Here is a 21,656-nt window from a genome sequence, read left to right on the forward strand (position 1 = left end):
GTGCGGGGGAGCGGGCGGCCCGAGCCTGGTGGGCGGCTCACCATAACTCGCCGCGACCAGGGCGTCGAACTCCTCACGCAGCCACTGGTCGTCGGCGCAGATCAGCTCTGCGAACTCGGGATCCACCCGTGACGGTGCCAGGCCGTGCATCTCGATCACTCCCCCGGAACCTTTGCCAGCGTTGCCAGGTCAACGACCGATCCACCATTCCTATACCCAACGAGCCATGAACCTGTCAACTGCAGCTAGAGGTATCCGGGCTCAGAGGTCTCGCGTGACCTCAAGCGGGCTTCACCATGGCTTTCACGCGACGTCTGCCGGCTGGCGCACGGTCGTTCTGACCGGCACCCGCCCGAAGGGTCGGCCCAGCTACCACGCAGGTTGACAATCCGAGCCACTGGTTATCTATAATTCGAGTTGCAGGTTTCCTTCTCAACCGGTCCATGCGTCCCGGGCCTGAGGACCCGGGGATCTTCGGAGGTGAAGCAACGATGCTGCTGACGTCGATCGACCCCTTCGTGCAGGAGTTCGAGCGCCAGTTCGACCGGGCGGTCCGTCAGGTCACCGGGCACGCCAACGGCGCGAGCATGCCGATGGACGGCATCCGCCGCGCCGACGACGTCGTGCTGCGGTTCGACCTGCCGGGCATCGACCCCGGCTCGATCGAGGTCACCGTCGACCGCGGGGTCCTGTCGGTGACCGCGCGGCGCGAGGAGGAGTTCGGCGAGGACGAGCGGGTGTTCGTTCGCGAACGGCCGATGGGCTCCTTCACCCGCCGCGTCTACCTGCCCGACCACCTGGACGCCGACCAGATCGAGGCCGCCTACAACAATGGCGTGCTGGCCGTCCGGATCCCGGTGCTGGAGAAGGCCCGGCCCCGCAAGGTCGCCATCCAGCAGAGCGGCGACGGCCACAAGTCCATCCGGGCTTGAGTGTGCCGGTCTCCGGCTCGCGGCGCTTTAGCCAGCGGTCAGTGCCAGTAGCGGTGAGCCGGTTCGCGGCCCCGTCTCGGCGAGTCACGGCGTTCAGGGTCACATCGCCGTCTCGCCGAGGCGGGGCCGCCCGCCTTCCCGCACCGGGTCACGCCCAAAGGATCACAACCGAAAGGAGGGGCGGTGACGCTGCCCATGGACGACGAGCACGCGGCCCTGTTCACCGTGGGGCAGGTCGCCGACATGCTGCACGTGCAGCAGGCGTTTCTGCGCCGCATCGATGACCACCAGGTCGTGTCCCCGCAACGCTCGGCGGGCGGGCAGCGCCGCTACTCCCGGCACGAGATCGGACGCATCCAGCAGGTCGTCGGGATGATGGGCGAAGGCATGACCCTGCCCGCCATCCGCCGCATCTTCGAGCTTCAGTACGAACTGGCCCAGGTGACCCGCGAACGCGACGAACTCGCCCGCCGCCTGAACGAGCTGGGTGAGCTGGACGCCGGATCCGCCGCGCCGCCCTGAGCACCCGACCCACGTGTCGGACAGCAACGCGGGCCCGCCCCGCGGGGGGACGGCACAGGCGCCACCACTCCGGCCTCCGAACAGCCCGTGCCGATCCCGGCCACGAGGAGGAGCCTGAGGGGAGGACGAGCGCCATGCCTTTGACCATCGAACATCACCGTTGCGGGGATCTGACGGTGGCGGTCCTGGCCGGAGAGGTCGACGTGGGCACCAGCGCGCAGCTGCGCGAGAGCCTGACCCGCTTGGTCGCCTCCGGCGCCCGCCACCTGATCTTGGACGTGCGCGCGGTCACCCTGATCGACTCCAATGGGCTGGGTGTCCTGCTGGCACTCCACCATCACCTGCGCGACCAGCACGGCTCGGGCACGGGGTCGGTCACGCTCACCGGGGTCAACTCGCGCGTCCGCGACGTTCTGCGGGTCACCCGGCTCACCTCGGTCTTCCCGATCTACGGGACGGTCGACGTCGCCGTCCACGCCCACTACGCCACCCGCGCCTGACACCACGCAGCGATGCCACTCTCACCGCCCTAGCGCGGCAGGCACAACACCAACGCAGGGTGCATGGCCCACTCCCTTCCAGCGGGGACCGGTGCGGCCAGGAGGTAAGGTCCTCACGCGTCGCCGAGCCGGTGCAGTTGACGCGGGGGTTTCGGATGCGTTGTTGAAGATGCCGGGGCCACTGCGAGATGCGAGTCGGGTGCATGAGTCCCGCTGCCGTGAGGTCATCGACGCTGGCCGTGGTCTGATGCGGCCAGCGTCGTAGAAGGTCCGGGCGGATGCCAAGGTCGCTGCTGAGCATGGCTGCGGCTTGCAGATCATCGACGCCGCCCGCCGGGAACCCGCAGATCGCCAACGGGCTGCAGCATGGCGCGATGATCCGGTTCGGAAAGCCGCGAGAGTGAAAGCCGGAGTCAGCCGGTCAGAAGTTCGTCCTGGACGGCCGCGCCCGGCGCCCGTCCCGCCGATCTGTCACACCGAAGGCCGGCGATCGCCTGGTGATCATCGTTGGCCGGGCGCGTTCAGGTGCCGTGACGCTGGCCGGGATTCGGTGCGGCGGTCGTCGGCGCGGCGGACGGTGAGGTGCCCCCATCGCGTGATCACAGCGGCGGCCAGGCGGGCGCGGTGTCGCCTGGTGCGGCGCTTGGCCAGCCCGGCGAGCAGCATCAGGGCGCCGGTGGCCAGCACGTGGCCGGTGAACAAGGCCAGGGCCGTCAGCCAGGTGCCTTGCAGGAGGTAGGCCAAGGCGAACATGCCGGTTGCGATGGCGGTGAGCGCCAGCCCACCGGCGGCGATGGTCGCGGCGGTGAGCGCGGCCAGCAGTGCGGTGGCGCGGAGCCAGCGGGTGGCCCGGAGGTACGGGGCGCCCCGGGTGGCGGCGCTGAGCCGCGGACGTGGACCGCGGGGCCGGGGCGGTGAGCTGGGTGTTCGGTTGCGGTCGGGTTGAGATCGGGGTGGGCCAGGGGGTGAGACGTGGGCGTCGTGTTTCGTCGTGTTGTCGTGTTCGGTCGTGCCCGAACGCGTTGGCACTGCTCGTCCACCAGCTCTCGTTGCTCACTGTGTTTGTGCATGTCCTCAAGTGACGAACACGTGAGCCTGCCACACCCCATTGACAACAGCAAGTATCCACTCAGTCGCTCACCGTGATGGCACGGGCAGTTGTAGACGGCGGCCGTGTGTTCAGCCGACCGCTGGTTGTCGGCCACCGGTTGAGAAGAGCGCTCAAAGGCTGCGGGCTTTAGGTGTGGCTCGACACTCTTTGGCCCGCTTCGTCCTGACCGGACACAGGAGAAAGCGCGGGCCGGTCACTGGCAGCGCTCCCGGCCCGCGCTGCGTGTGCTCCTACCCAAGAGATGGTCAGCAAACCGAACAGTGGAATCTTCGTTTGTAGCTCCCGGGTCGCGCATTCGGCATCGTCGCGGCACGGGACGGTCACTCCCGGCTGCACGTCCGTCGGCCGGCCCAGCCTCGTGCGCGAACGGGGGCGCGCACGGCAGCGCCTCTGATCGCCACGGTCACTCAACCGCAGCCGACGCGCTTCCACGAAGAAACGAATCACTCCCGAAACCGCTCCGTTCCTTGCTGCGTCTCTTTGGGAGGAGGTATTGCACCCCCTCGCTCCACTATCGTTTCGGGTGGACTTTCACGGAGGCTGAAGGTGGGACAAGAGCGTTTCGAAGCTCGTCGCGAGTTCTTCTATAGCACTTCAGCACTCCGTCCACGTGGAACCCTTTCATCCCTGTCACTCAGTATCTTCGCGAGAAATTGGATCGGCGATGGGTGCGGCGGCGGCTGAAAGGGCAGGTCGATGATCTGATGCGGCACACGCTGAAACTCCAGGAGGCGGCAGCACTCCCTGACCCGCGGGTGCCGACGTTGCGGACGGCGCGGTCCGCCATTCACAGTCTCCGCACCGAACTGGACGCATGGGGCGTCCTGGAGGTCAGACCAGGTCAACCGGGCGCGGCCGTTGAAGTGCTGTTGGAACTCGACATCGCCAAAGAACTCGGCAGGCAAGGCATCAGCCTGGACCCGTCGATCGCCGCGCGCCTGAAAGAACTGCGACGAAGGCTCCGCCGTGAACGAATCCAGGGCGTTCAGCTCCACCGCGATGATGACGGTTCGGGCGGGGACGGTGGCGCCGGGCTGAAAGAGTTGCTGGACCTCGCGCTCACGGTGATCGACGAGCTGCTCGAAGATGCCGACCCCGACGACACTCAGTGGCGCGAACGTGCCGGGCGCGTGCTGCACGCGGTCGTCGACCTGCTGTCGAATCTCGTCGTGGCGACCGCAGGAGTCGGCCTGACGATACTCGCCGTCGATGACACCCTCAGCAAGGAAGTCACCAAGAAGATCATTGAGATCCTCACAGGCATGATCGGGCTGGAGCTTGTCCGGGCGGCGAGATCGAAAACGGCGGCCCCTGACCTCGCTGCTGCTCTCCGTGCCGCCGACCGTGGCGTCCGCACCGAGGCCCGCAACCTGCTCACGGTCATGCGACGGATCAGCTCCCAGCGAGATCGTCGCGGCCGCGATCATCTCCAGGCCAAGAAGGCGCTGGCCTGCCTGAGAGGGCATGTCTTCACCGTGGAACGGCTGCTGGAACTCGGAGACACCGGCCAATGGCCGGAGTCCGATGGGTACGTCGAAGCGTGCAGGCGGCTGAACGAGCTCGCGCGGGAGGCGATCGACTCGTTGAAGGACACCTCACTCATCGGTCGATGGCGCACGCGTCGAGGGGTGATGGCGAAGTTTGACCGGGCGGTCGTCGAGCTCGCCACCTTCCAGGTTCCCGAGGCACTTCCAGCATGGCTGCCAAGCCGATTCTTCGGGGACGGCCGACCTCGATCGTGATCATGCCCGAAGGCAGGCTCGTGCCGAGACACGTCGAGGCGTGGCTGAGGGCTCAACCTGACGACCGCTCCGGCTTCAGTCCAGGGTGATGTCGAAGGCGCGGAGGCGGCTCGGGGCGGCGGTGATGTCGATGGCGGTGATCGTGGAGCCGGTGAAGGTGAACTGGATGACCAGGGAGAGCCGGCCTAGCGGGGCCATGACCAGCGCCGGGTCGCCGTCCACCAGGGCCGGGACGGTGAAGCGGGCGCGGGGGGCCGAGGCGAGGGCGCTCTTGGCCACGACCAGGGCACCTTGGAGGGTGAGAGGTCCGGCGGCGCCGGTGACCTCCGGATCGGCGCGCAACTCGACCTGGGGATCGAGCAGCGTCAGCAGCGCCTCGAAGTCTCCGGTCCGGGTCGCCGTCAGGTACGCCTCGACCGCTCGATGACGGCGGGCCGCGTCCGCGGTCATCGTTCCGGCGCCGCCCCGGACCTTGGCGCGGGCCCGGCTGGCCAGTTGCCGGACCGCGGCGGGGTTGCGCTCCATCATGTGCGCGATGTCGCCGAAACCCACGTCGAACATGTCGTGCAGGACGAACGAGACCCGCTCCGCCGGGCTCAGCCGGTCGAGGACGACCAGTAGCGCCAGCCCGATCGAGTCGGCCAGCTCGGCCTCCTCCTGCGGGACGCGGTCGTCGTCGGCCGCGCCGAGCCAGTCGGAGGTGAAGCTCTCCAGCGACTCCTCACGCCGGGTCTGCCGCGCCCGCAGCAGGTTGAGGCAGACCCGGGCGACCACCGTGGTCAGCCACGCGGCCAGGTTCTGCACCTGTGCCAGGTCGGTGCGGTCGTACCGCAGCCAGGCCTCCTGGACGGCGTCGTCGGCCTCGGCGGCGGAGCCGAGCATCCGGTAGGCCAGTGCCCGCAGCCGGGGACGCTCGGCCTCGAAGCCGTCCACCGCCGAAAAATCTTGGGTCACCCTGTCACGTTCCTGCGTTCGCCCGGGTCGTAGCCGTGTTACACCGTCAACCTACAAGAGGGAGATCAACCGATGTCCTCCACCATCCTGGTCACCGGCGGCACTGGGCTCTTGGGCGCGCAGGTGGTCGCGATCCTGCGGCGGTCCGGGCACACGGTCCGGGTACTGAGCCGGCATGACCGTGAACCCGCGGACGGCGTGCGGTACGTGGCGGTCGACCTGATGACCGGCGAGGGCCTGGACGCGGCGCTCAGCGGCGTGCGGACCGTGCTGCACCTGGCCGGAGGCCCCAAGGGCGATGACGTCAGCACCCGCAACCTGGTCGAGGCCGCCCAGCGCGCCGGCTCAGTGGAGCACCTGCTGCTGATCTCGGTCGTCGGTGCCGACGCCGTGCCGGTCGGCTACTTCGCCCGCAAGGCGGCGGCGGAGAAGATCGTGGCCGCCTCCGGCATCCCGTACACGATCCTGCGTGCCGCGCAGTTCCACGAGCTGACGCTGAAGACCGTGCGGGCGATGGCCAAGGCGCCGGTCCTGCCGGCGCCCGGCGGGATCCGCTGGCAGCCGGTCGCGTCCGGCGATGTGGCGGTCCGGCTGGCCGAACTGACCCTGGGGGCACCGGCGGGGCGCGTCCCCGACCTGGTCGGACCGCGCGTCTACACCCTGGAGGAGCTCCAGCGCGGCTACCTGGCCGCGGTGGGCAAGCGCCGGATGAGGCTCCCGATCCGCGTCCCCGGCAAGATCGGCAAGGCCTACAGGTCGGGAGCCAACCTCAGCCTGGACGCACCCGCCGGCAGCCACACCTGGGAGGAGTTCCTGACCACCCAGATCGCCGGCTCCTAGGTGCCTGCCGGTGCTCGGAGAGCCGCGAACAGGGATGGATCAGATGGTGCACGGTGTCTCGCCGCATCTCACGCGGCGGGCACCTCGCCGCCGTTGAGGCGGCTGATCACGTCCGCGTAGGGCCACGACCCGTCGACCGGTATCGGGTACAGGACGGGCAGGTCGACGCCGGCTTTCCGGTACTCCTCGATCCGGGCGCGGCATGCGGCGGGGTCGCCGTGCGCCACGAACGAGTCTGCGACGTGCTGTGGCACGTGGTGGGCGGCGCCGGACCAGTCGCCCGCGCGGACCAGGTCCTGTACGGCGTGGAGCGGGTCGCCGAACAGGCTCGGCGCGGCGGGATGCAGGGTGTAGCGGGGGACGACGGCGCGTGCCCCTCGGGCCGCGGCCTCCGCGTCGTCGGACAGGCAGGTGTGGACGACGCAGACGATCTCGACGTCCGCCGGGTCCCTGCCCGCCGCCGCGGCGGACTCGCGAACCGTGGCCACGGCCTCGGCGGCGCGGTCCGGTGACATGAGGTTGAGGATCACGCCGTCGGCGACGCGGCCCGCCAGCCTCAGCATGCGCGGGCCGAGCGCGGCCAGGTGGATGGGCAGGTCGGGGCGCACCGGCGGGCGGTCGAGCGGCACCCGGCCCGTACGGAAGATGTCGCCGCTGAACCCGGGCTCACCGGCCAGGACGGCGCGGACCACCGCCACGTACTCCTCGATCATCTGGAGCGGCGGCAGCGGCGGCAGGCCGAGCTGGGCGTTCTTGGCGGCGTTGGCGAGGCCCAGGCCGAGCCGGAAACGGCCGCCGGACGCGTCGTCCAGCAGCGCGGCGGTCTTGGCGGCCAGCACGGGTGGACGCAGCGCGGCGTTGGCTATCGCGGTTCCCACGGCCGCCGACGCGGTCGCCGCGATCAGCGGATGGCAGAGCGTCAGGGCGTCGCCGTTGACCTCGGCGACGAAGACGGCGTCGTATCCGGCGTCCTCGGCGGCCCGGGCAAGCTCGCCCATCTCCGTGGGCGGCAGGCCGCTGTTCGACGCGATGGACAGGCCGAGGCGTGCTCCCTGGACGTGCCGGCTCTGCATCTGGCTGCCCCTCTCGTCAGGTCGATGCCCGCATCATTGCAGAAATGAGTTCTGTAGAGCAGACTGCGCGGCGGTGAGCGGGGCCGCTCGTCCTAGATGATCAGTTGGTCGATCTCCCGTACCGCGTCGGTGAGGGCGGCGACGATCGTGCGGCGGGTGGGGACGTTCATGCGGCTCGCGGGAACGGAGATGTTCAGGGCCATCGGGGGGCGGTTCGAGCGGGGCAGGGCCATGGCCACCGACATGACGCCTTCTTCGCTCTCCTCCTTGCTGGTCGCGTAGCCCTTGCGGCGCACGTCCTTCAGCGCCTCCAGCAGGGCGTCGCGGGAGTCGATCGACGCGCCGGTCATTTGTTCGAGCTTGGGTTCGGGATAGAGCTGCATCAGGTCGCCGTCCGGCAACTGGGCGAGCATGGCCTTTCCCGTCGACGTGCAGTGCGCGAGGATGGATCGGCCGAGACGGGACCCGACGCGGACGGCTCGCGGGCTTTCGATCGAATCGATGAAGCGGACCATCTGCCCTTCGAGGGTTCCGAGATGGACGGTCTCCTGCAATTCGGCGTTGAGGCGCTCCAGCACCGGACGTGCGCGTTCGCGCACGTCGAGGCGGCCCAGCAGGGAGAAGGCGATCTTGTCGAGGGACGGCCCCGGCTCGTACACCCGGGACTGGCGGTTCTGCCGGACGAAACCGCGATACTGCAGCATCGCGAGGAGCCGGTGCGCGGTCGACGAGGCCACTCCGAGGTAGTCCCCGGCGTCGGTCAGGCGGAGGCCGCCGCGTTCGCCGATCAGCCAGAGCAGCCGGAGGGCGTTGTCGACCGACTCGATCGGGTACTGCGGGGGCGCGGAGTGCTCCGGCTCGGTGGGCGGATCCGCGTCCGGACCGGCGGCGTGGTCGGGCATTGGTGCCTTTCTGGCGGTTGTCAGGGAATGCGGGTTGTGAGCGCGTCGGGCAACGTGCCCGATCGGGATTTTCCATTATCGCTCCGAGGGCGGCGGCACGCCGCGGTGTTGCTATGCGCCGGCGGACAGCGCGTACAGCTCGTAGACGAGGGTGCTGCCGGTCCGGCGGCCGAGGCCGACCGCCTGGATCCGGTTCAGCCAGCCGTACCGCTCGTCGTCGGTCTCGAAGGTGGGCGCGGTGAAGATGACGCCTCCGTCCGCCGGGGGCCGGTCCGCCTTTCCCCGGTAGGTCATCGCGATGACGGCCCCGTCGTCGGTGCGCAGCAGGATCCGGGCGTCCACGCTGACCGAGGAGTCGGCGTGGATGCGCACCCAGTCGCTGGCGCTGCGTCCGAGCTGGCTCGCCCGGACGCGGTCGCCCTCCCAACGGCAGTCGGCGGCCTCGCCGACGAGCCGGCCGCCTTCGGGGGTGGACGGCAGCATCGTCTGCCGCTCGATGGTGATGGTCAGCGTGCCCAGCGGGTCCAGCTCGATGCCCACGCGGTCCCCTTCTGGCTGCTCGGGGGTTGACATCCGATGAACAGAAAAGCATTCTGCATTGAAGAAATCAACGGACACCCTCGCTGATCAGAGAGGCCAGCCATGACTGGATTCACCCGACCTCGAGGCCTCAACCACGTTGCGTACGTGACCCGTGACACCGCCGCGACCAAGCGCTTCTACACCGAGCTGCTCGGCATGCGGCTGGTCGGCTACGCCATGGACGACAGCGTGGGCAGCACGGGGGAGCCGACGACCTTCCTGCACACGTTCTTCGAGATGGCGGACGGCTCGTGCATCGCGTTCTTCGAGATCGAGGGGCTCGACGCCGACCACCACGAGTCGCCGCTGCCGCGCTGGGCGCCGCACCTCGCGCTCTCGCTGGACAGCCTGGAGGAGGTGGAGGCGGCGAGGGACCGGCTGGTCGCGGCCGGTGTCGAGGTGAAGGGCGTGGTCGATCATGAGGGCATCTGGTCGTCCATCTACTTCTTCGACCCCAACGGCGTGCGCCTGGAGCTGACGTACCAGAACCGGCCGCTGAACGACGACGACGCGGCGGCCGCGGAGAAGGCGGTGAAGGCCTGGCAGGACGAGCACGGCCCGGCCGGCGCATGACGCCCGCGTCCGGCATGACGCTCGCGTCCACCCCGTACACGGTGGCCGACGACGACGCGGCGCAGGACCTGTTCACGCGGAACGGCTGGGGCGACGGGCTGCCCGTCATCCCGCCGACACCGGAACGCGTCGAGAGGTTCGTGGCAGCGTCGGGCATCCCGGCCGGCCGGGTGATCGGGGAGATCGCCGAGCAGGGCGCCGCGCTCACGCTGGAGAAGATCGCGATCAACGCGGTGGCCGCGGGCTGCCGCGAGGAGTACATGTCGGTGCTCGTCGCGACGGTCCGCGCCCTCACCCGCGAGCCGTTCAACCTGCACAGCACCACGGTCAGCGGCGCCACGGCACCGCTGCTGGTCATCAGCGGGCCGGTGGTCGACCAGCTCAACGTCAACACGTCGTTCAGCGTGTTCGGGCCCGGCCACCACGCGAACGCCACGATCGGCCGGGCGGTACGGCTCATCCTGCAGAACCTGTGCGGCGGCGTGCCGGGTGTCCTGGACAAGGCCACCTTCGGGCATCCGGGCAAGTACACCTACTGCATCGGCGAGAGCCGGACATCGCCGTGGCCGCCGCTGCACGCTGACCGGGGCGTGCCGACTGAGCAGAGCGCGGTGACGGTGTTCGCGGGCGAGGCGCCGGTCAACGCGCGCAACGACTGGGCGAGCGAGCCCGGCCCGATCCTCGCCACGATCGCCGACGCGATGCTGCCGTGCCACTACACCGGCGGGAGCTTCGTCGTGGTGGTCGGCCCCCGGCACGCCGAGATCATCCAGCGCGCCGGGATGGACAAGGCGGACGTGCGCGAGGAGCTGTTCCGCCTGGCCCGGCGCAGCGCCGGGGCGCTCCGGCGCGCGGGCCGCCTGCCGGCGGCCCCGGTGCTCGAGGACGACGACGAGCCGCGAACCGTCGTCCGGCGCCCGGAGGACATCCTGATCACCGTCGCCGGGGGCGACCTCTACGGCTACTCCGCGGTCGTCCCGTACTGGGTCGGCGGCCACGAGTCCGCGCCCGTCACCGAGGCGCTCTCCGCGGAGGAGGCCGAGAGGTGCCGGATACCGCAGAGGGAGACGCCATGACCGGACGACTCGTCGTCCTCGATCCGACCGCCGAGGCCCCGCGGGAGACGTCCGGGTCGCTGCCCCGCCCGGTGTCACTGTCCGGGCTCGCGGTCGGCTACCTCGACAACGGCAAGCCGAACAGCGACCGCTTCCTCCGACTGCTGGCCGCGAGGCTGCGGGAGGACGGCGCGCAAGAGGCGGCCTGGGCGCGCAAACCGAGCATCGGCCGCGTCGCGACCGACGAGATGCTCGACGACCTCGCCGCCGAATGCGACGTCGTCGTGACCGGGGTCGGCGACTGCGCCGGGTGCTGCTCGTGCACGGTGCGGGACGCGATCGCGCTCGAACGCCGCGGCGTCCCGGCCTACGTCGTGTGCACCTCGGAGCTGGTCACCACGGCCAGGATCGCGGCGCGGGCGGCGGGCGTCCCCGACCTGCCGCTGACCGTCATCGACCATCCGCTCGGGTCGCTGACCGACGACCTGCTCGCCGCGCGCGCCGAGGACGCGAGCGGCCAGATCCGCGGGCGGGCGGACCGGTGAGCGCGGCCGACGACTACGAGCGGGTGGCGATCGTCACCGGCGGCGGGCAGGGGCTCGGCCGGGCGTACGCCGCCCGGCTGGCCGGCGCGGGGGCGCGCGTCGCCGTGGTCGACGTCGCGGGCGGCGCGGCGCGGTCCGCGGCCGAGGCCATCGCCGAGGACGCCGGCGCGGACCGGGTGAGCGCCCATGAGGCCGACGTCACGGACGAGGAGCAGGTCGGCGCGTTCGTCGGCGCGGTGGTCGAGCGCTGGGGACGGGTCGACGCGCTGGTCAACAACGCCGGCGGCGCGCTGCTGCCGTCCGCGCCCTTCGACTCGTTCAGCCGGGCGGACTGGACGAGGGTGCTCGACGTGAACCTAACCGGGCAGTGGCTGTGCGCGGCGGCGGTCGTCCCGCACATGCGCGCCGCCGGCCACGGCAAGATCGTGAACGTGACCTCGACGATGGTGTCGAAGGGCCTCCCGGTCGGGCTCGCGCCCTACGTCGCGGCCAAGGCCGGGGTGGTCGGCCTGACCCGGGCCCTCGCGCGGGAGCTCGGCCCGGACGGGATCCGGGTGAACGCCATCGCCCCCGGCTACATCCCGGTCGAGACCAGGAAGACGGTGCACACCCCGCAGGCGGCGCAGGCGCTGCGGGAGCGCATGAAGACCGAGCAATGCCTGCCCGTGGTCGGCGTGCCGGACGACCTCTGCGGCGCGGTGGAGTTCCTGTGCTCCCCGGCCTCGGACTTCATCACCGGGCAGGTCGTCAACGTCGACGGCGGCTGGGCCCACGGCTGACGGCGCCTGAGCCCGCCGCACACTCCGCGACGTCCGCGCGACGCCGCGATGCCGTGACGTCCACATGACGTCCGACCAGCGCGAACATCCACCAGGTAGAGGCCGGAAAGGTCTTTACGGACGACCCCGTAATCGCTATTCTCCAGAAACTAATTCTGGAGAAAAGAGAACCTCCCGCCGAGACCGTGCCTGGCAGGCGCTTCGCACGCGCATCAGATGAAGGGATCCCACGATGATCAGAACCGGCACCGCCGGTCGCGTCGCGGTCGGGCTGACCGCCGCATCGCTGGCCCTGGCGGCCTGCGGCGGCGAGGGTTCCAGCTCGGGCGACGGGCCCGGCACCTACAAGATCGGCCTCGTCACCAGCTCCGCCGGCCCGTTCGCCAGCAACGCCAAGACGATGGAGGCCGGCGCCGAGTACGCCGTGAAGCTGCTGAACGAGGCCGGCGGCGTCAAGGGCGCCAAGCTGGAGCTGGTCAAGGTCGACAGCCAGAACAAGCCAGCGACCACCGCGACGCTCATTCCCCAGCTGGCCACCAAGCAGAAGGTGCTCGCGATCGTCGGCCCCGTCGACAGCGCCGGCTGCGAGGTCGCCTGCGCCACGGCCAACAAGCTCAAGGTGCCGATCGTGAGCCCCGGCGCGGCCCGGCCCGGCGTGCTGAAGAACGCCCGCCCGTACGGCTTCACCATCGCCCAGCCGGACGCCGACAACAGCACCCCCGTCCTCACCAAGATCATCCAGGGCCGGAAGCTGAAGCGCGCCGCGATCATCAGCGACGAGGCCAACGCCACCACGAAGGCCCAGGCCGACCTGTTCCGCAGCGTCTTCGGCGCCACCGGCGTCCAGGTCGTCAAGAGCGTGACGTTCAAGAGCGGCGACTCCAGCTTCGCCTCGCAGGTGACCTCGGTCGCCTCCGCCAAACCGGACGTGCTGGCCCTGGCCGCCGGCCCGGACGACGCGGGCCGGATCGCGCGGGAGGTGCGGAGCCAGCGCCAGAACTTCACGCTGCTCGGCACCGGCTCGCTGCAGTCCGGCGGCGCCGCCTACGTCGCGGCCGGCGGGCAGGCCACCGAGGGCACGCTCGCCGCCGCCCAGTACGACCCGCACAGCGCGACCCCCGCGGCGAAGGCGCTGCTGGAGAAGGCGCAGGCCGCCACCGGCCAGGCCGACATCTCGCTCAACTTCGCCTACGCCTTCGACGCCGTCCACATGATCGCCAAGGCCATCGAGGAGAAGGGCGTGAAGCCCGGCGACGACGCCGTCACGAAGGGCCGGGTGGACGTCCAGGAGAGCCTCAACGCCATGCAGAACTACCAGGGCATGGCCGACGCGACCACCTTCAAGGACGGCATCGCGCAGCGGCCGCAGCTCCAGGCGGTCGTCAAGGACGGCAAGTTCGTGATCGACAAGAGCGCCGGCTGACCGCATGCTCGCACAGCAACTGTTCAACGGTCTGTTGCTCGGGGCGACCTTCTGCCTGGTCGCCCTGGGCTTCAACCTGGTGGTCGGCGCCATGGACCGGCTCAACTTCGCCCTCGGGGAGACGGCGATGCTGAGCGCCGTCCTCGGCGCGCTCATCATGACCGAGACCCCGGCGCCCTTCCTGGTGAGCTTCGTCGCGGCCACCCTGATCGGCGGGGGCGTCGCGGTGGCGGTGTACTACGTCTCGTTCCGGTTCGTGTCCGCGGACTTCCCGACGGCGTCGATCCTCAGCAGCCTCGGCTGCGGGCTGGTGCTGACCGCCGCGGTCACCAAGGCGTTCGGCAGCCACCAGCGCTCGGTGCCGGACGTGCTGTCCGGCGTCCGGCTCGACCTCGGCGCGTTCACGGTGTCCGGCGCCCAGCTGGTGATCCTGCTGCTGGCCACGCTGCTGACCGCCGGGCTGTACGTGTTCCTCGAACGCACCCCGTGGGGGACGGCGATCCGGGCGGTGTCGGACGACGCGACCGTCTCGGGCCTGCTCGGCGTGCCGGTGCAGCGGGTCATCCTGCTCACGTTCGCGCTCTCGGGCGTGCTGGCCGGGGCCGCGGGGCTGCTGACCGGGCTCGCGTACCACTCGATCAGCCCGTTCGACGGGTTCACCACCACGCTCACCGCGCTGATGATCATCGTGCTGGGCGGGCTCGGCAGCGTCACCGGCGGCGTGCTCGCGGCCCTGCTCATCGGGCTGATCCAGACGCTGACCGTCGCCTACCTGTCGGCGACGCTCCGCGACCTGATCGTGTTCATCCTCGTCGGCATCGTGCTGCTGGTGCGGCCGCAGGGGCTGTTCGGCCGCAACGCCGGCGTGTTGGAGAGGGTCTGATGTCCAGCTTCAACGAGGCGGTCGTCCTCCAGGTCGGCATCAACGTGCTGCTGGCCCTCGGATACTGGATCGCGGTCTCGACGGGCAAGTACTCGTTCGGCCACACGGCCTTCATGGCGATCGGCGCCTACACCGCGTCGATCCTGACGCTGAACTTCGCGTGGCCGCTGCCGCTCGCCATGGCCGCGTCCGGCGTCACGGCGGCCGTCGCGGGGGCGTTGATCGGGTGGATGGCGCTGCGGCTCTCGCTGCTGTACCTGGCCATCATCACGTTCGTCTTCTCCCAGCTGATCAACCTGCTGATCTCGCAGTGGGACTACGTCGACGGCGCCAGCGGCATGGTCGGGATGACCGGGACGACGGTGCCGCTGGTGCTCGGGTGCGTGGTCCTCGTCGTCGGCTACCTCGTGCTGCTGAGCAGGTCCCGGCTCGGCCTCGCGCACAAGGCGATCCGGGAGGACGAGCGGGCCGCGATGGCGTCCGGGCTGCGCATCACGCGCATCGCGGTGGGCGCGTTCGCCACGTCCGCCGCGGTGACGGGCGTCGCCGGAGCGCTGTCGGCGCACCAGCTCATGGTCATCACCCCGGAGCTGTTCGGCCCGCACCAGGCCTTGGTGATCATCCTGTACTGCGTGCTCGGCGGAGTCGAGTACTTCTGGGGCGCGGCCATCGGCGCCATCGTGCTGAGCCTCCTGCCGATCTACTTCGAGTGGCTCAACGAGTGGTACGAGATCGTCTACGGCCTGCTGTTCGTGGCGCTGATGATCGTGCGCCCGCAGGGGCTGATCGGCCGCGGCGGCGACGGCGGGATCCGGCTGCCGCGGCTCGTCCCGCGACGGGAGCGTGAGTCCGTTGGCTGAGCCGCTGCTGCGGGTGTCCGCCGTGACCAAGAACTTCCAGGGCGTCGAGGCGCTCGGCGCGGTCGACCTGGAGGTGGCCGAGGGGTCGGTGCACGGCGTCGTCGGCCCGAACGGCGCGGGCAAGACGACCCTGCTCAACGTCGTCTCCGGCTACGTGCCGCCGGACGCGGGCCGGGTCGTGCTCGCCGGACGGGACGTCACCCGCCTCACCCCCCAGCGGCGGGTGCCGCTCGGGATCGTCCGCACGTTCCAGAACATCCGGCTGTTCGGCGGGCTGACCGTCCTGGAGAACGTGCTGCTCGGGCAGCACAGCCGGGCGACCACCGGGGCGCGCTCGCTGTGGCCGCTCAGGACAGGCGCGGAGCGGCGGCTGCGCGCGCAGGCCGAGGAGTCCCTGGAGCTGTTCGGGCTGACCGCCTACCGCGGGCGCCGTGCCGCCGAGCTGCCCTACGGCCTGCAGAAACAACTCGAGATGGCACGCGCCCTCGCCGCGCGGCCGAAGGTGCTGCTGCTCGACGAGCCCGCGAGCGGGATGACCGCCGAGGACCGGCGGTCCCTCGTCCCGCGGATCCGGGAGCTGCGGGACGAGGGGCTGACCGTCGTGGTGGTGGAGCACGACATGGACGTGATCTCGAACATCTGCGACCACGTGACCGTGCTCAACTTCGGCCGCAGGCTCACCGACGGGCCGCCCGGGCGGGTGCTGGCCAGCGAAGAGGTAAGGACGGCCTACCTTGGCACCTGAACGGAAAGACCTCGCGCCTCAACGCGACGACGCGGCGCCCGGACGGGGCGAGCTGCTCCGGATCGCGGGGCTGCGCGCCGGCTACGGCCGCGTCACCGGGGTGGCGGACGTGAGCGTCGAGGTGCGCCGCGGCGAGCTGGTCGCGGTGCTCGGGCCCAACGGCGCGGGCAAGAGCACCGTCCTGCGCGCCGTCTCCGGGATGATCCGCCCCTGGTCCGGCGAGGTCGTCCTAGATGGCCGGGACGTGACCGGGCTGCGCAGCGACCTGCTGGTGCGCGCCGGCATGGTCCACGTGCCCGAGGGGCGGCGCGCGCTGCCCCGCCTGACCGTCGAGGAGAACCTCCGGGTCGGCGCGTTCACCCGCCGGGACCGCGCGGAGGTCCGGGCGAGCCTGGACGAGGTCTTCGACCGGTTCCCCCGCCTCAAGGACCGCCGGGCGCAGAAGGCCGGCACCCTCTCCGGCGGCGAGCAGCAGATGCTGGTGATCGGCCGCGCGCTGATGGCGAAGCCGAAGCTGCTGCTGTTGGACGAGCCGTCGCTCGGCCTGTCGCCGCTGCTGGTCCGGGAGGTCTTCGCGATGATCCGCACGCTCGCCGCCGACGGCCAGACCGTGCTGCTGGTCGAGCAGAACGTCGCCCAGGGGCTCGCCGTCGCCGACCGCGGCTACGTGCTCACCGCCGGGCGCGTCACCGCGTCCGGCCCCGCCGCCGAACTGGCGGAGGACCCGTCACTGCTCCGGGGCTACCTCGGCTCCGGCGAATAGCCGCACCCGTACCAAGGAGAGCCACTGTGCCGTCGCCGTCCCGCCGCCGTTTCGAGGAGAGGTCCGTCATCGTCACCGGCGCCGCGTCCGGCATCGGCCGGGAGACGGCCGTCCGCTTCGCGCGCGAGGGCGCGTTGGTGACCGTCGCGGACATCGACGAGGACGGTGCCCGGCAGACCGTCGGGGCCATCGCGGCGGGCGGCGGCGTGGCACGCGCCTGCCGGACCGACGTGGCGGATCCGGAGGCCGTCATGGCCATGGTGGACGGCGCGGCCACGGCGTACGGCGGGCCGCACGTCCTGCACAACAACGCCTACTGGGCGCCGCTGGGCCGCCCGGTCGCGGACACGACCCTGGCGGAGTGGAACCGGACGATCGACACCACGCTGAGGAGCGTCTTCCTCGGCTGCAAGTACGCGATCCCGCGCATGGTCGCCGAGGGCGGCGGGGTGATCGTCAACACGGCGTCGACGGCCGGCCTCGTGGCCAGCCCGAGCTTCGCCGCCTACATGGCGGCCAAGGGCGGTGTCATCGCGCTGACCAGGTCGATCGCGTTCGACTACGGCAAGCAGGGCATCCGGTGCAACGCGGTGGCCCCGGGGCTGATCAGGACCGCGGCCACCGACCCGGTGTTCCGCGACCAGGAACGGCTCGACTTCCTGACCGGCAAGCTGCTCGTCGGGCATCCCGGCGAGCCAAGGGACATCGCCGAGGCCGTCCTCTACCTCGCCGGGGACGAGTCCCGCTTCATGACGGGCCAGACGCTCGTCGTGGACGGCGGCCGGCTCATCGCATGACGACAGATCGCAGACGAAAGGTGTGTGAGCGGTGATCGAGCTGCTCGGGATCCCGATGGCGGCGGGCGCCGGCATCGACATCTACTCCGGGGTGGCCCGGATGGCCGGGAAGGTGTGGGGGTCGCTGCACCGCGCGGCGGAACCGTCGCGGACGGCCGTCGTCGTGGTGCATCCGAGCTCGAACTTCCTCGGGCACTACCTGCTGGGCCCGCTCGCCGAGCGCGGCGTGGACGCCGTCGGCCTCAACACCCGGTACATCGGCAACGACAGCACGCTCATCATGGAGAACTGCGTGCTCGACGTCGGGGCGGCCATCGGGTTCCTGCGCGAGCGCGGCTACGAGAAGGTCGTCCTGATCGGGAACTCCGGCGGCGGCGGGCTCACCGCCTTCTACCAGAGCCAGGCCGAGTCCCCGACCGTGACCGCGACGCCCGCCGGCGACCCGCCCGACCTGACGAAGGCCGCGCTGCCGCCGGTGGACGGCCTCGTCTCGCTGATGGCCCACCCGGGCCGCGCCATCGTGTACACCGAGTGGCTGGACCCGGCGATCGTCGACGAGCACGACCCGTCCGAACGCGACCCCGAGCTCGACATGTTCGACCCGCGCAACGGCCCGCCGTACAGCGCGGAGTTCGTCGAGCGGTACCGGGCCGCGCAGCTCGCCCGCGGCCGGCGGATCACCGCCCGGGTCCGCGAGCGGCTCGCCGAGCTGGACGAGCACCCGCACGGGCTGCGCGACCTGCCGTTCCTGGTGCACGGCACGGTCGCCGACCCGCGGTTCCTCGACACGACCCTCGACGCGTCCGACCGCAAGCCCGGCACCCTGTGGGGTCCGCCGGTGACCGCGAACCTGCTGCCGGCGACGCTCGGCCACCACACCAGCCTGCGCTCCTGGCTGAGCCAGTGGAGCGTGGACGACTCCAACTGCGACGGCCCCTACCACCTGGCGCGGACCCACGTCCCGACGCTCGTCATGTACGGCACCGCCGACCAGGTCTGCTTCCCGAGCCACGCCCGGTCGATGTACGAGGCGATCCCGCACGACGACCGGCGGCTCGTGCCGGTCGAGGGCGGCAGCCACTACCTGCAAGGACAGCCGGGCCTGGTCGCGTACGTCGCGGACACGCTGGTCGGCTGGCTGGAGGAGAAGGGATTGCGCGCGTGACTGAGCTGCATCCGGATTTCGCCGACCTCGCCGTCCGGCCCGGCGAGTCGCACATCACCGCCAGGCATGAGCTGTTCGACGTCGTCAACGTCATCGAGTTCGGCGGCGCGGCGGACCGCCCGACGCACGTGCCCGCCGAACTCGGCGCGGTCGGGCCCGTCTCGATCTGGGAGTCCACCGGCGCCGCGGACCGCCTGCCGTTCTGGAACACCAACCTCGACGGCGACCAGTTCCTCTACATCGTGCACGGCAGCGTCCGGGTCGAGTTCAAGGAGACCGAGGGCGACGAGCACTACGGCCACTACATCGGCAGGACCGGCGACCTGCTGCGGCTCCCCAAGGACGTCGCCCACCGGACCTACTCCGGCGACGGTAGGCGGCGCATCAGCCTGGAGCTCATGCCGCGCAACCCGTTCTGGGACGACCTCGGCGCCGAACCGGTCACGCCGGACACGAGCCGGCGGGCCGGCGGTTTCGCCTTCGAGATCCACGACACGGAGGTCGAGATCACCTGGCCCGGCGGCGGCGCGCTTAGCACTCCGCGCGACCTGTTCACGCGCGGGCTGCACGCGCTGTGCGCCTACGAGCTGCACCTCGGGCACAACGAGTTCGACGGCGGCTTCGTCGTCCACGACCTCGGCGAGCGGGTGCGGCTGAAGGCGCCCGGCCATGCCGAGACGCTGGACGGCCGGGACGTGCTCGCGGTCTTCCACGGCCTCCGCGACGCGCTCTAGCCCGGTCGCCGGTCCGGCGGCGGGAGGCGGCTGAGCTCGTGCCGCCAGGCCGTGGCCTCGTTGAAGGCGCCGCCGAGGTCGGGAAGCTCGGCGAGGTCACGGCCTGGAAGGTCGCGCAGCGTCCCGCCCGCGCTCGCGACCGTGAGCGACATCCGCGCGATGGCGTCGACCGAGATCGCGCGCAGCACCGCCTCCGGCACCGTGGCGCCGGTGCTGGTGATGCCGTGCCCGCGGAGCAGGACCACGGCCCTGTCGCCGAGCGCGTTGACCATTTCTCCGGCCAGCCGCCGGTCGCGGACCAGCACGCCGCGCGGATACACGGGCACCCCGGCCTGGGCGAGCCGGGCACCGGGAATGTCGAACGCGCCGACGATGGGCCGGATCGCCAGCCCGGCCAGGTCGGCCGCCACGACGGCGGGCGGGTGGGCGTGGACGACGGCCTGGACGTCCGGACGCCGCCGCAGCACCTCGGTGTGCAGGGGCAGCTCGTTCGGGGGCGTCCAGCCTCCGTCGAGCTCGCCCTCGGCCGCCGGTGCGCCGTCGAGGTCCAGCAGGTGGACGTCCGCCGCGGTCGTGTGCGCGAGGCCGCGCTCGTGCGGCCCGCGGCAGCGGACGAGGAGCCGGTCGGGGCCGGCCCGCAGGCTGATGTGGCCGAGGATCCCGTCCGCCAGCCCCCGGACGGCCAGCACGCGGCAGGCGTCGGCGATCTGCCGGCGAAGCTCGGCGAAGGGTTCGGTCATCATCGCCTTCCTGTCGGCCGGGCGTCGGCGAGCACGTCCAGCTCGGCGATCGCCTGGGTGTAATCCGCCTCCGCGGCCAGGAGCCGCCGGCACGTGACCAGCGCTCGCGGCCAGTTGAGGGTGACGGCGGCGCCGAGGCGCCCGGTGGTGTCGGTGTAGGCGACGGCGGCGCGCGGCCTGTCACCGGTGAGGTCGCCGATCAGCGTGTGGCCGCCCATCCGGGCCGGGCTGCCGGCGATCTGGATCTTCCAGCCGTACTGGTCGCTCCACACGTACTCCACCGGCCGGTAGGGGAGCGGTTCGCCGGGGCGGACGATGGCGCGGGCCACGCACGCCGCCTGCTCGACGGCGTTCGTCCAGTGCTCCACCCGGACGTGCCCGCCATGGCGCGGGTGCGGCCACCGGGCCACGTCACCGGCCGCGAACACGTCCTGCGTTCCCCGGGCGCGGCAGTACTCGTCGCAGATCACGCCGTCGGCGATGTCCAGGCCGGACGAGCGCAGCCACCCGTCGTTGGGCACGGCCCCGATCCCGACGACGACCGTCGACGCCGCCAGGACGCTTCCGTCGTCCAGGAGCACCCGGAGATCACCGCTCGTCCCCTCGATGGCGACCACTGCGGTGCCGAAGCGGGTCCGGACGCCGTGGCGCTCATGGATCCCGGTCAGCAGCGGCCCGACCTGCGGGCCGAGGACCCGCGCCATCGGATCGGGGAGGGGATCGACGACGGTGACCGGGCGGCCGAGCCCGCTCGCCGCGGCGGCCACCTCGGCACCGATGAACCCCCCGCCGACCACGACGACCTCGCCTCCCCGCAGAAGGTCGCGCCGCAGCGCGGCGCTGTCCTGGAGGGTCCGCAGCACGTGGACGCCGTCGCGCGCGGCCCACGGCGAGGGCCGCGCGGACGCACCGGTCGCGATCACGCACACGTCGTAGGGCACGCGCGTGCCGTCGGCGAGCCTGACCTGCTTGTCCGCGACGTCCAGGTGCTCGGCCGCGGCTCCCAGCCGCAACTCGATCCGCTCGTCCGCAGGCCCGCCGTTCAGCAGGGACAGCCTGCCGGTGTCCCAGGCGCCCGTAAGGAAGTGCTTCGACAGGGGCGGCTTGTCATAAGGCTCGGTGTTCTCGGCGCCGACGACGAGGACGCGGCCGTCGAAACCGCCGGCGGACAGGGCCTGGGCGGTGCGGATACCCGCCACCGACGAGCCGACCACGACCGCGGTGCGGCTCATTCGCCCTCGACGGTCAGCGCCGAGACCGGACAGCTCCGGGCCGCTTCCTCGACGCGCTGCCGGTCCTCTTCGGGGACGCGCTCTTTCAGCAGCACGACGACGCCGTCGTCATCGATGTCGTAGACGTCCGAGGCGCCGGTGACGCAGTTCGCATAGCCCTGGCAGGCGCTTTTGTCAGCCCGGACGATGGGCATGGCGACACTC

General features: G+C 71.2%; 25 protein-coding genes. 17 read left to right on the forward strand and 8 right to left on the reverse strand.

The features are described from left to right. Positions 1 to 491: 491 nt before the first annotated feature. From E1264_RS06885 to E1264_RS06895, 3 genes are all read left to right on the forward strand, one after another. Positions 492 to 932, forward strand: a complete 441-nt coding sequence (locus tag E1264_RS06885; RefSeq protein WP_132170738.1) for an Hsp20/alpha crystallin family protein — start codon at positions 492 to 494, stop codon at positions 930 to 932. A gap of 183 nt (positions 933 to 1,115) precedes the next feature. Next, a complete protein-coding gene (locus E1264_RS06890; protein ID WP_132170740.1) occupies positions 1,116 to 1,454 on the forward strand; it encodes a MerR family transcriptional regulator in 339 nt (112 codons plus the stop codon). A 134-nt stretch (positions 1,455 to 1,588) separates the two neighbouring features. Next, positions 1,589 to 1,954 (forward strand): STAS domain-containing protein, encoded by a 366-nt coding sequence (locus E1264_RS06895; RefSeq protein ID WP_132170742.1) that lies wholly within the window; start codon positions 1,589 to 1,591, stop codon positions 1,952 to 1,954. 501 nt (positions 1,955 to 2,455) lie between these two features. Here E1264_RS06895 and E1264_RS06900 read toward each other — a convergent pair. Continuing rightward, complete coding sequence (locus E1264_RS06900) at positions 2,456 to 2,983, reverse strand: hypothetical protein (protein ID WP_132170744.1); 528 nt, start codon at positions 2,981 to 2,983, stop codon at positions 2,456 to 2,458. A gap of 750 nt (positions 2,984 to 3,733) precedes the next feature. Here E1264_RS06900 and E1264_RS06905 point away from each other — a divergent pair. Next, positions 3,734 to 4,807 carry a hypothetical protein gene (locus tag E1264_RS06905; RefSeq protein WP_132170746.1) on the forward strand — a complete coding sequence of 358 codons (1,074 nt, stop codon included), beginning with the start codon at positions 3,734 to 3,736 and terminating at the stop codon, positions 4,805 to 4,807. Positions 4,808 to 4,882: 75 nt separating this feature from the next. Here the strand turns inward: E1264_RS06905 and E1264_RS06910 are convergent, their stop codons facing one another. After that, a complete protein-coding gene (locus E1264_RS06910) occupies positions 4,883 to 5,761 on the reverse strand; it encodes a sigma-70 family RNA polymerase sigma factor (protein WP_243710799.1) in 879 nt (292 codons plus the stop codon). 72 nt (positions 5,762 to 5,833) lie between these two features. On the opposite strand from E1264_RS06910, the gene E1264_RS06915 reads away from it, so the two are divergent. Further along, positions 5,834 to 6,601, forward strand: coding sequence for an NAD(P)H-binding protein (locus E1264_RS06915; RefSeq protein WP_132170748.1), 768 nt, complete (start codon positions 5,834 to 5,836; stop codon positions 6,599 to 6,601). 68 nt (positions 6,602 to 6,669) lie between these two features. Here the strand turns inward: E1264_RS06915 and E1264_RS06920 are convergent, their stop codons facing one another. The 3 genes from E1264_RS06920 to E1264_RS06930 form a co-directional block, all read right to left on the reverse strand. Next, a complete protein-coding gene (locus E1264_RS06920) occupies positions 6,670 to 7,674 on the reverse strand; it encodes an LLM class flavin-dependent oxidoreductase (protein WP_132170750.1) in 1,005 nt (334 codons plus the stop codon). 92 nt (positions 7,675 to 7,766) lie between these two features. Beyond that, a complete protein-coding gene (locus E1264_RS06925) occupies positions 7,767 to 8,576 on the reverse strand; it encodes an IclR family transcriptional regulator (RefSeq protein WP_132170752.1) in 810 nt (269 codons plus the stop codon). Between the two features lie 111 nt (positions 8,577 to 8,687). After that, positions 8,688 to 9,116: a DUF3237 domain-containing protein gene (locus E1264_RS06930; RefSeq protein ID WP_165964042.1), complete on the reverse strand. Its 429-nt coding sequence runs from the start codon at positions 9,114 to 9,116 to the stop codon at positions 8,688 to 8,690. A gap of 102 nt (positions 9,117 to 9,218) precedes the next feature. Between E1264_RS06930 and E1264_RS06935 the strand changes: the two genes are divergently transcribed. The 12 genes from E1264_RS06935 (at position 9,219) to E1264_RS06985 (ending at position 19,480) form a co-directional block, all read left to right on the forward strand. After that, positions 9,219 to 9,731, forward strand: a complete 513-nt coding sequence (locus E1264_RS06935; protein ID WP_132170756.1) for a VOC family protein — start codon at positions 9,219 to 9,221, stop codon at positions 9,729 to 9,731. Next, positions 9,728 to 10,807, forward strand: a complete 1,080-nt coding sequence (locus tag E1264_RS06940; protein WP_132170758.1) for a hypothetical protein — start codon at positions 9,728 to 9,730, stop codon at positions 10,805 to 10,807. Before E1264_RS06935 ends, E1264_RS06940 begins: the two co-directional genes overlap by 4 nt. Then, positions 10,804 to 11,331, forward strand: coding sequence for a UGSC family (seleno)protein (locus E1264_RS43180; RefSeq protein WP_165964044.1), 528 nt, complete (start codon positions 10,804 to 10,806; stop codon positions 11,329 to 11,331). The genes E1264_RS06940 and E1264_RS43180 overlap by 4 nt, the downstream gene beginning before the upstream one ends. Beyond that, entirely contained in the window at positions 11,328 to 12,110 is a 783-nt protein-coding gene (locus tag E1264_RS06945; RefSeq protein WP_165964045.1) for an SDR family oxidoreductase, read from the forward strand. Before E1264_RS43180 ends, E1264_RS06945 begins: the two co-directional genes overlap by 4 nt. Before the next feature lie 232 nt (positions 12,111 to 12,342). Continuing rightward, complete coding sequence (locus tag E1264_RS06950; RefSeq protein ID WP_132170762.1) at positions 12,343 to 13,533, forward strand: ABC transporter substrate-binding protein; 1,191 nt, start codon at positions 12,343 to 12,345, stop codon at positions 13,531 to 13,533. Positions 13,534 to 13,537: 4 nt separating this feature from the next. Then, complete coding sequence (locus E1264_RS06955) at positions 13,538 to 14,416, forward strand: branched-chain amino acid ABC transporter permease (RefSeq protein ID WP_132170764.1); 879 nt, start codon at positions 13,538 to 13,540, stop codon at positions 14,414 to 14,416. Continuing rightward, positions 14,416 to 15,276: a branched-chain amino acid ABC transporter permease gene (locus E1264_RS06960; protein ID WP_132170766.1), complete on the forward strand. Its 861-nt coding sequence runs from the start codon at positions 14,416 to 14,418 to the stop codon at positions 15,274 to 15,276. The genes E1264_RS06955 and E1264_RS06960 overlap by 1 nt, the downstream gene beginning before the upstream one ends. Then, positions 15,269 to 16,021, forward strand: coding sequence for an ABC transporter ATP-binding protein (locus E1264_RS06965; RefSeq protein ID WP_207935764.1), 753 nt, complete (start codon positions 15,269 to 15,271; stop codon positions 16,019 to 16,021). The genes E1264_RS06960 and E1264_RS06965 overlap by 8 nt, the downstream gene beginning before the upstream one ends. Next, positions 16,011 to 16,784 carry an ABC transporter ATP-binding protein gene (locus E1264_RS06970; protein WP_243710800.1) on the forward strand — a complete coding sequence of 258 codons (774 nt, stop codon included), beginning with the start codon at positions 16,011 to 16,013 and terminating at the stop codon, positions 16,782 to 16,784. The genes E1264_RS06965 and E1264_RS06970 overlap by 11 nt, the downstream gene beginning before the upstream one ends. Positions 16,785 to 16,810: 26 nt before the next feature. After that, complete coding sequence (locus E1264_RS06975; RefSeq protein ID WP_165964046.1) at positions 16,811 to 17,581, forward strand: SDR family oxidoreductase; 771 nt, start codon at positions 16,811 to 16,813, stop codon at positions 17,579 to 17,581. Positions 17,582 to 17,612: 31 nt separating this feature from the next. Beyond that, a complete protein-coding gene (locus E1264_RS06980; RefSeq protein WP_207935765.1) occupies positions 17,613 to 18,746 on the forward strand; it encodes an alpha/beta hydrolase in 1,134 nt (377 codons plus the stop codon). Continuing rightward, entirely contained in the window at positions 18,743 to 19,480 is a 738-nt protein-coding gene (locus E1264_RS06985) for a hypothetical protein (RefSeq protein WP_132170772.1), read from the forward strand. The genes E1264_RS06980 and E1264_RS06985 overlap by 4 nt, the downstream gene beginning before the upstream one ends. On the opposite strand, the gene E1264_RS06990 is transcribed toward E1264_RS06985, so the two are convergent. Genes E1264_RS06990 through E1264_RS07000 form a run of 3 tightly spaced genes read right to left on the reverse strand, consistent with a single transcriptional unit; the run spans position 19,477 to position 21,646 of the window. Beyond that, complete coding sequence (locus tag E1264_RS06990) at positions 19,477 to 20,223, reverse strand: class II aldolase/adducin family protein (RefSeq protein WP_207935766.1); 747 nt, start codon at positions 20,221 to 20,223, stop codon at positions 19,477 to 19,479. The two genes, E1264_RS06985 and E1264_RS06990, sit on opposite strands and share 4 nt — an antisense overlap. Then, positions 20,220 to 21,452, reverse strand: coding sequence for an FAD-dependent oxidoreductase (locus E1264_RS06995; RefSeq protein WP_132170774.1), 1,233 nt, complete (start codon positions 21,450 to 21,452; stop codon positions 20,220 to 20,222). Before E1264_RS06995 ends, E1264_RS06990 begins: the two co-directional genes overlap by 4 nt. Further along, the gene (locus E1264_RS07000; protein WP_132170776.1) at positions 21,449 to 21,646 is read right to left on the reverse strand and encodes a ferredoxin; all 198 of its coding nucleotides are present in this window, start codon (positions 21,644 to 21,646) and stop codon (positions 21,449 to 21,451) included. Before E1264_RS07000 ends, E1264_RS06995 begins: the two co-directional genes overlap by 4 nt. Positions 21,647 to 21,656 lie beyond the last annotated feature (10 nt).

Source organism: Actinomadura sp. KC216 (assembly GCF_004348535.1).
GTDB lineage: Bacteria > Actinomycetota > Actinomycetes > Streptosporangiales > Streptosporangiaceae > Spirillospora.

Coding starts and splice junctions, on each gene's coding strand:
- E1264_RS06915 (WP_132170748.1), top strand. CDS start 5,834: ATGTCCTCCACCATCCTGGTCACCGGCGGCACTGGGCTCTTGGGCGCG.
- E1264_RS06925 (WP_132170752.1), bottom strand. CDS start 8,576: ATGCCCGACCACGCCGCCGGTCCGGACGCGGATCCGCCCACCGAGCCG.
- E1264_RS06940 (WP_132170758.1), top strand. CDS start 9,728: ATGACGCCCGCGTCCGGCATGACGCTCGCGTCCACCCCGTACACGGTG.
- E1264_RS43180 (WP_165964044.1), top strand. CDS start 10,804: ATGACCGGACGACTCGTCGTCCTCGATCCGACCGCCGAGGCCCCGCGG.
- E1264_RS06955 (WP_132170764.1), top strand. CDS start 13,538: ATGCTCGCACAGCAACTGTTCAACGGTCTGTTGCTCGGGGCGACCTTC.
- E1264_RS06960 (WP_132170766.1), top strand. CDS start 14,416: ATGTCCAGCTTCAACGAGGCGGTCGTCCTCCAGGTCGGCATCAACGTG.
- E1264_RS06935 (WP_132170756.1), top strand. CDS start 9,219: ATGACTGGATTCACCCGACCTCGAGGCCTCAACCACGTTGCGTACGTG.
- E1264_RS06895 (WP_132170742.1), top strand. CDS start 1,589: ATGCCTTTGACCATCGAACATCACCGTTGCGGGGATCTGACGGTGGCG.
- E1264_RS06995 (WP_132170774.1), bottom strand. CDS start 21,452: ATGAGCCGCACCGCGGTCGTGGTCGGCTCGTCGGTGGCGGGTATCCGC.
- E1264_RS06950 (WP_132170762.1), top strand. CDS start 12,343: ATGATCAGAACCGGCACCGCCGGTCGCGTCGCGGTCGGGCTGACCGCC.
- E1264_RS07000 (WP_132170776.1), bottom strand. CDS start 21,646: ATGCCCATCGTCCGGGCTGACAAAAGCGCCTGCCAGGGCTATGCGAAC.
- E1264_RS06990 (WP_207935766.1), bottom strand. CDS start 20,223: ATGATGACCGAACCCTTCGCCGAGCTTCGCCGGCAGATCGCCGACGCC.
- E1264_RS06885 (WP_132170738.1), top strand. CDS start 492: ATGCTGCTGACGTCGATCGACCCCTTCGTGCAGGAGTTCGAGCGCCAG.
- E1264_RS06920 (WP_132170750.1), bottom strand. CDS start 7,674: ATGCAGAGCCGGCACGTCCAGGGAGCACGCCTCGGCCTGTCCATCGCG.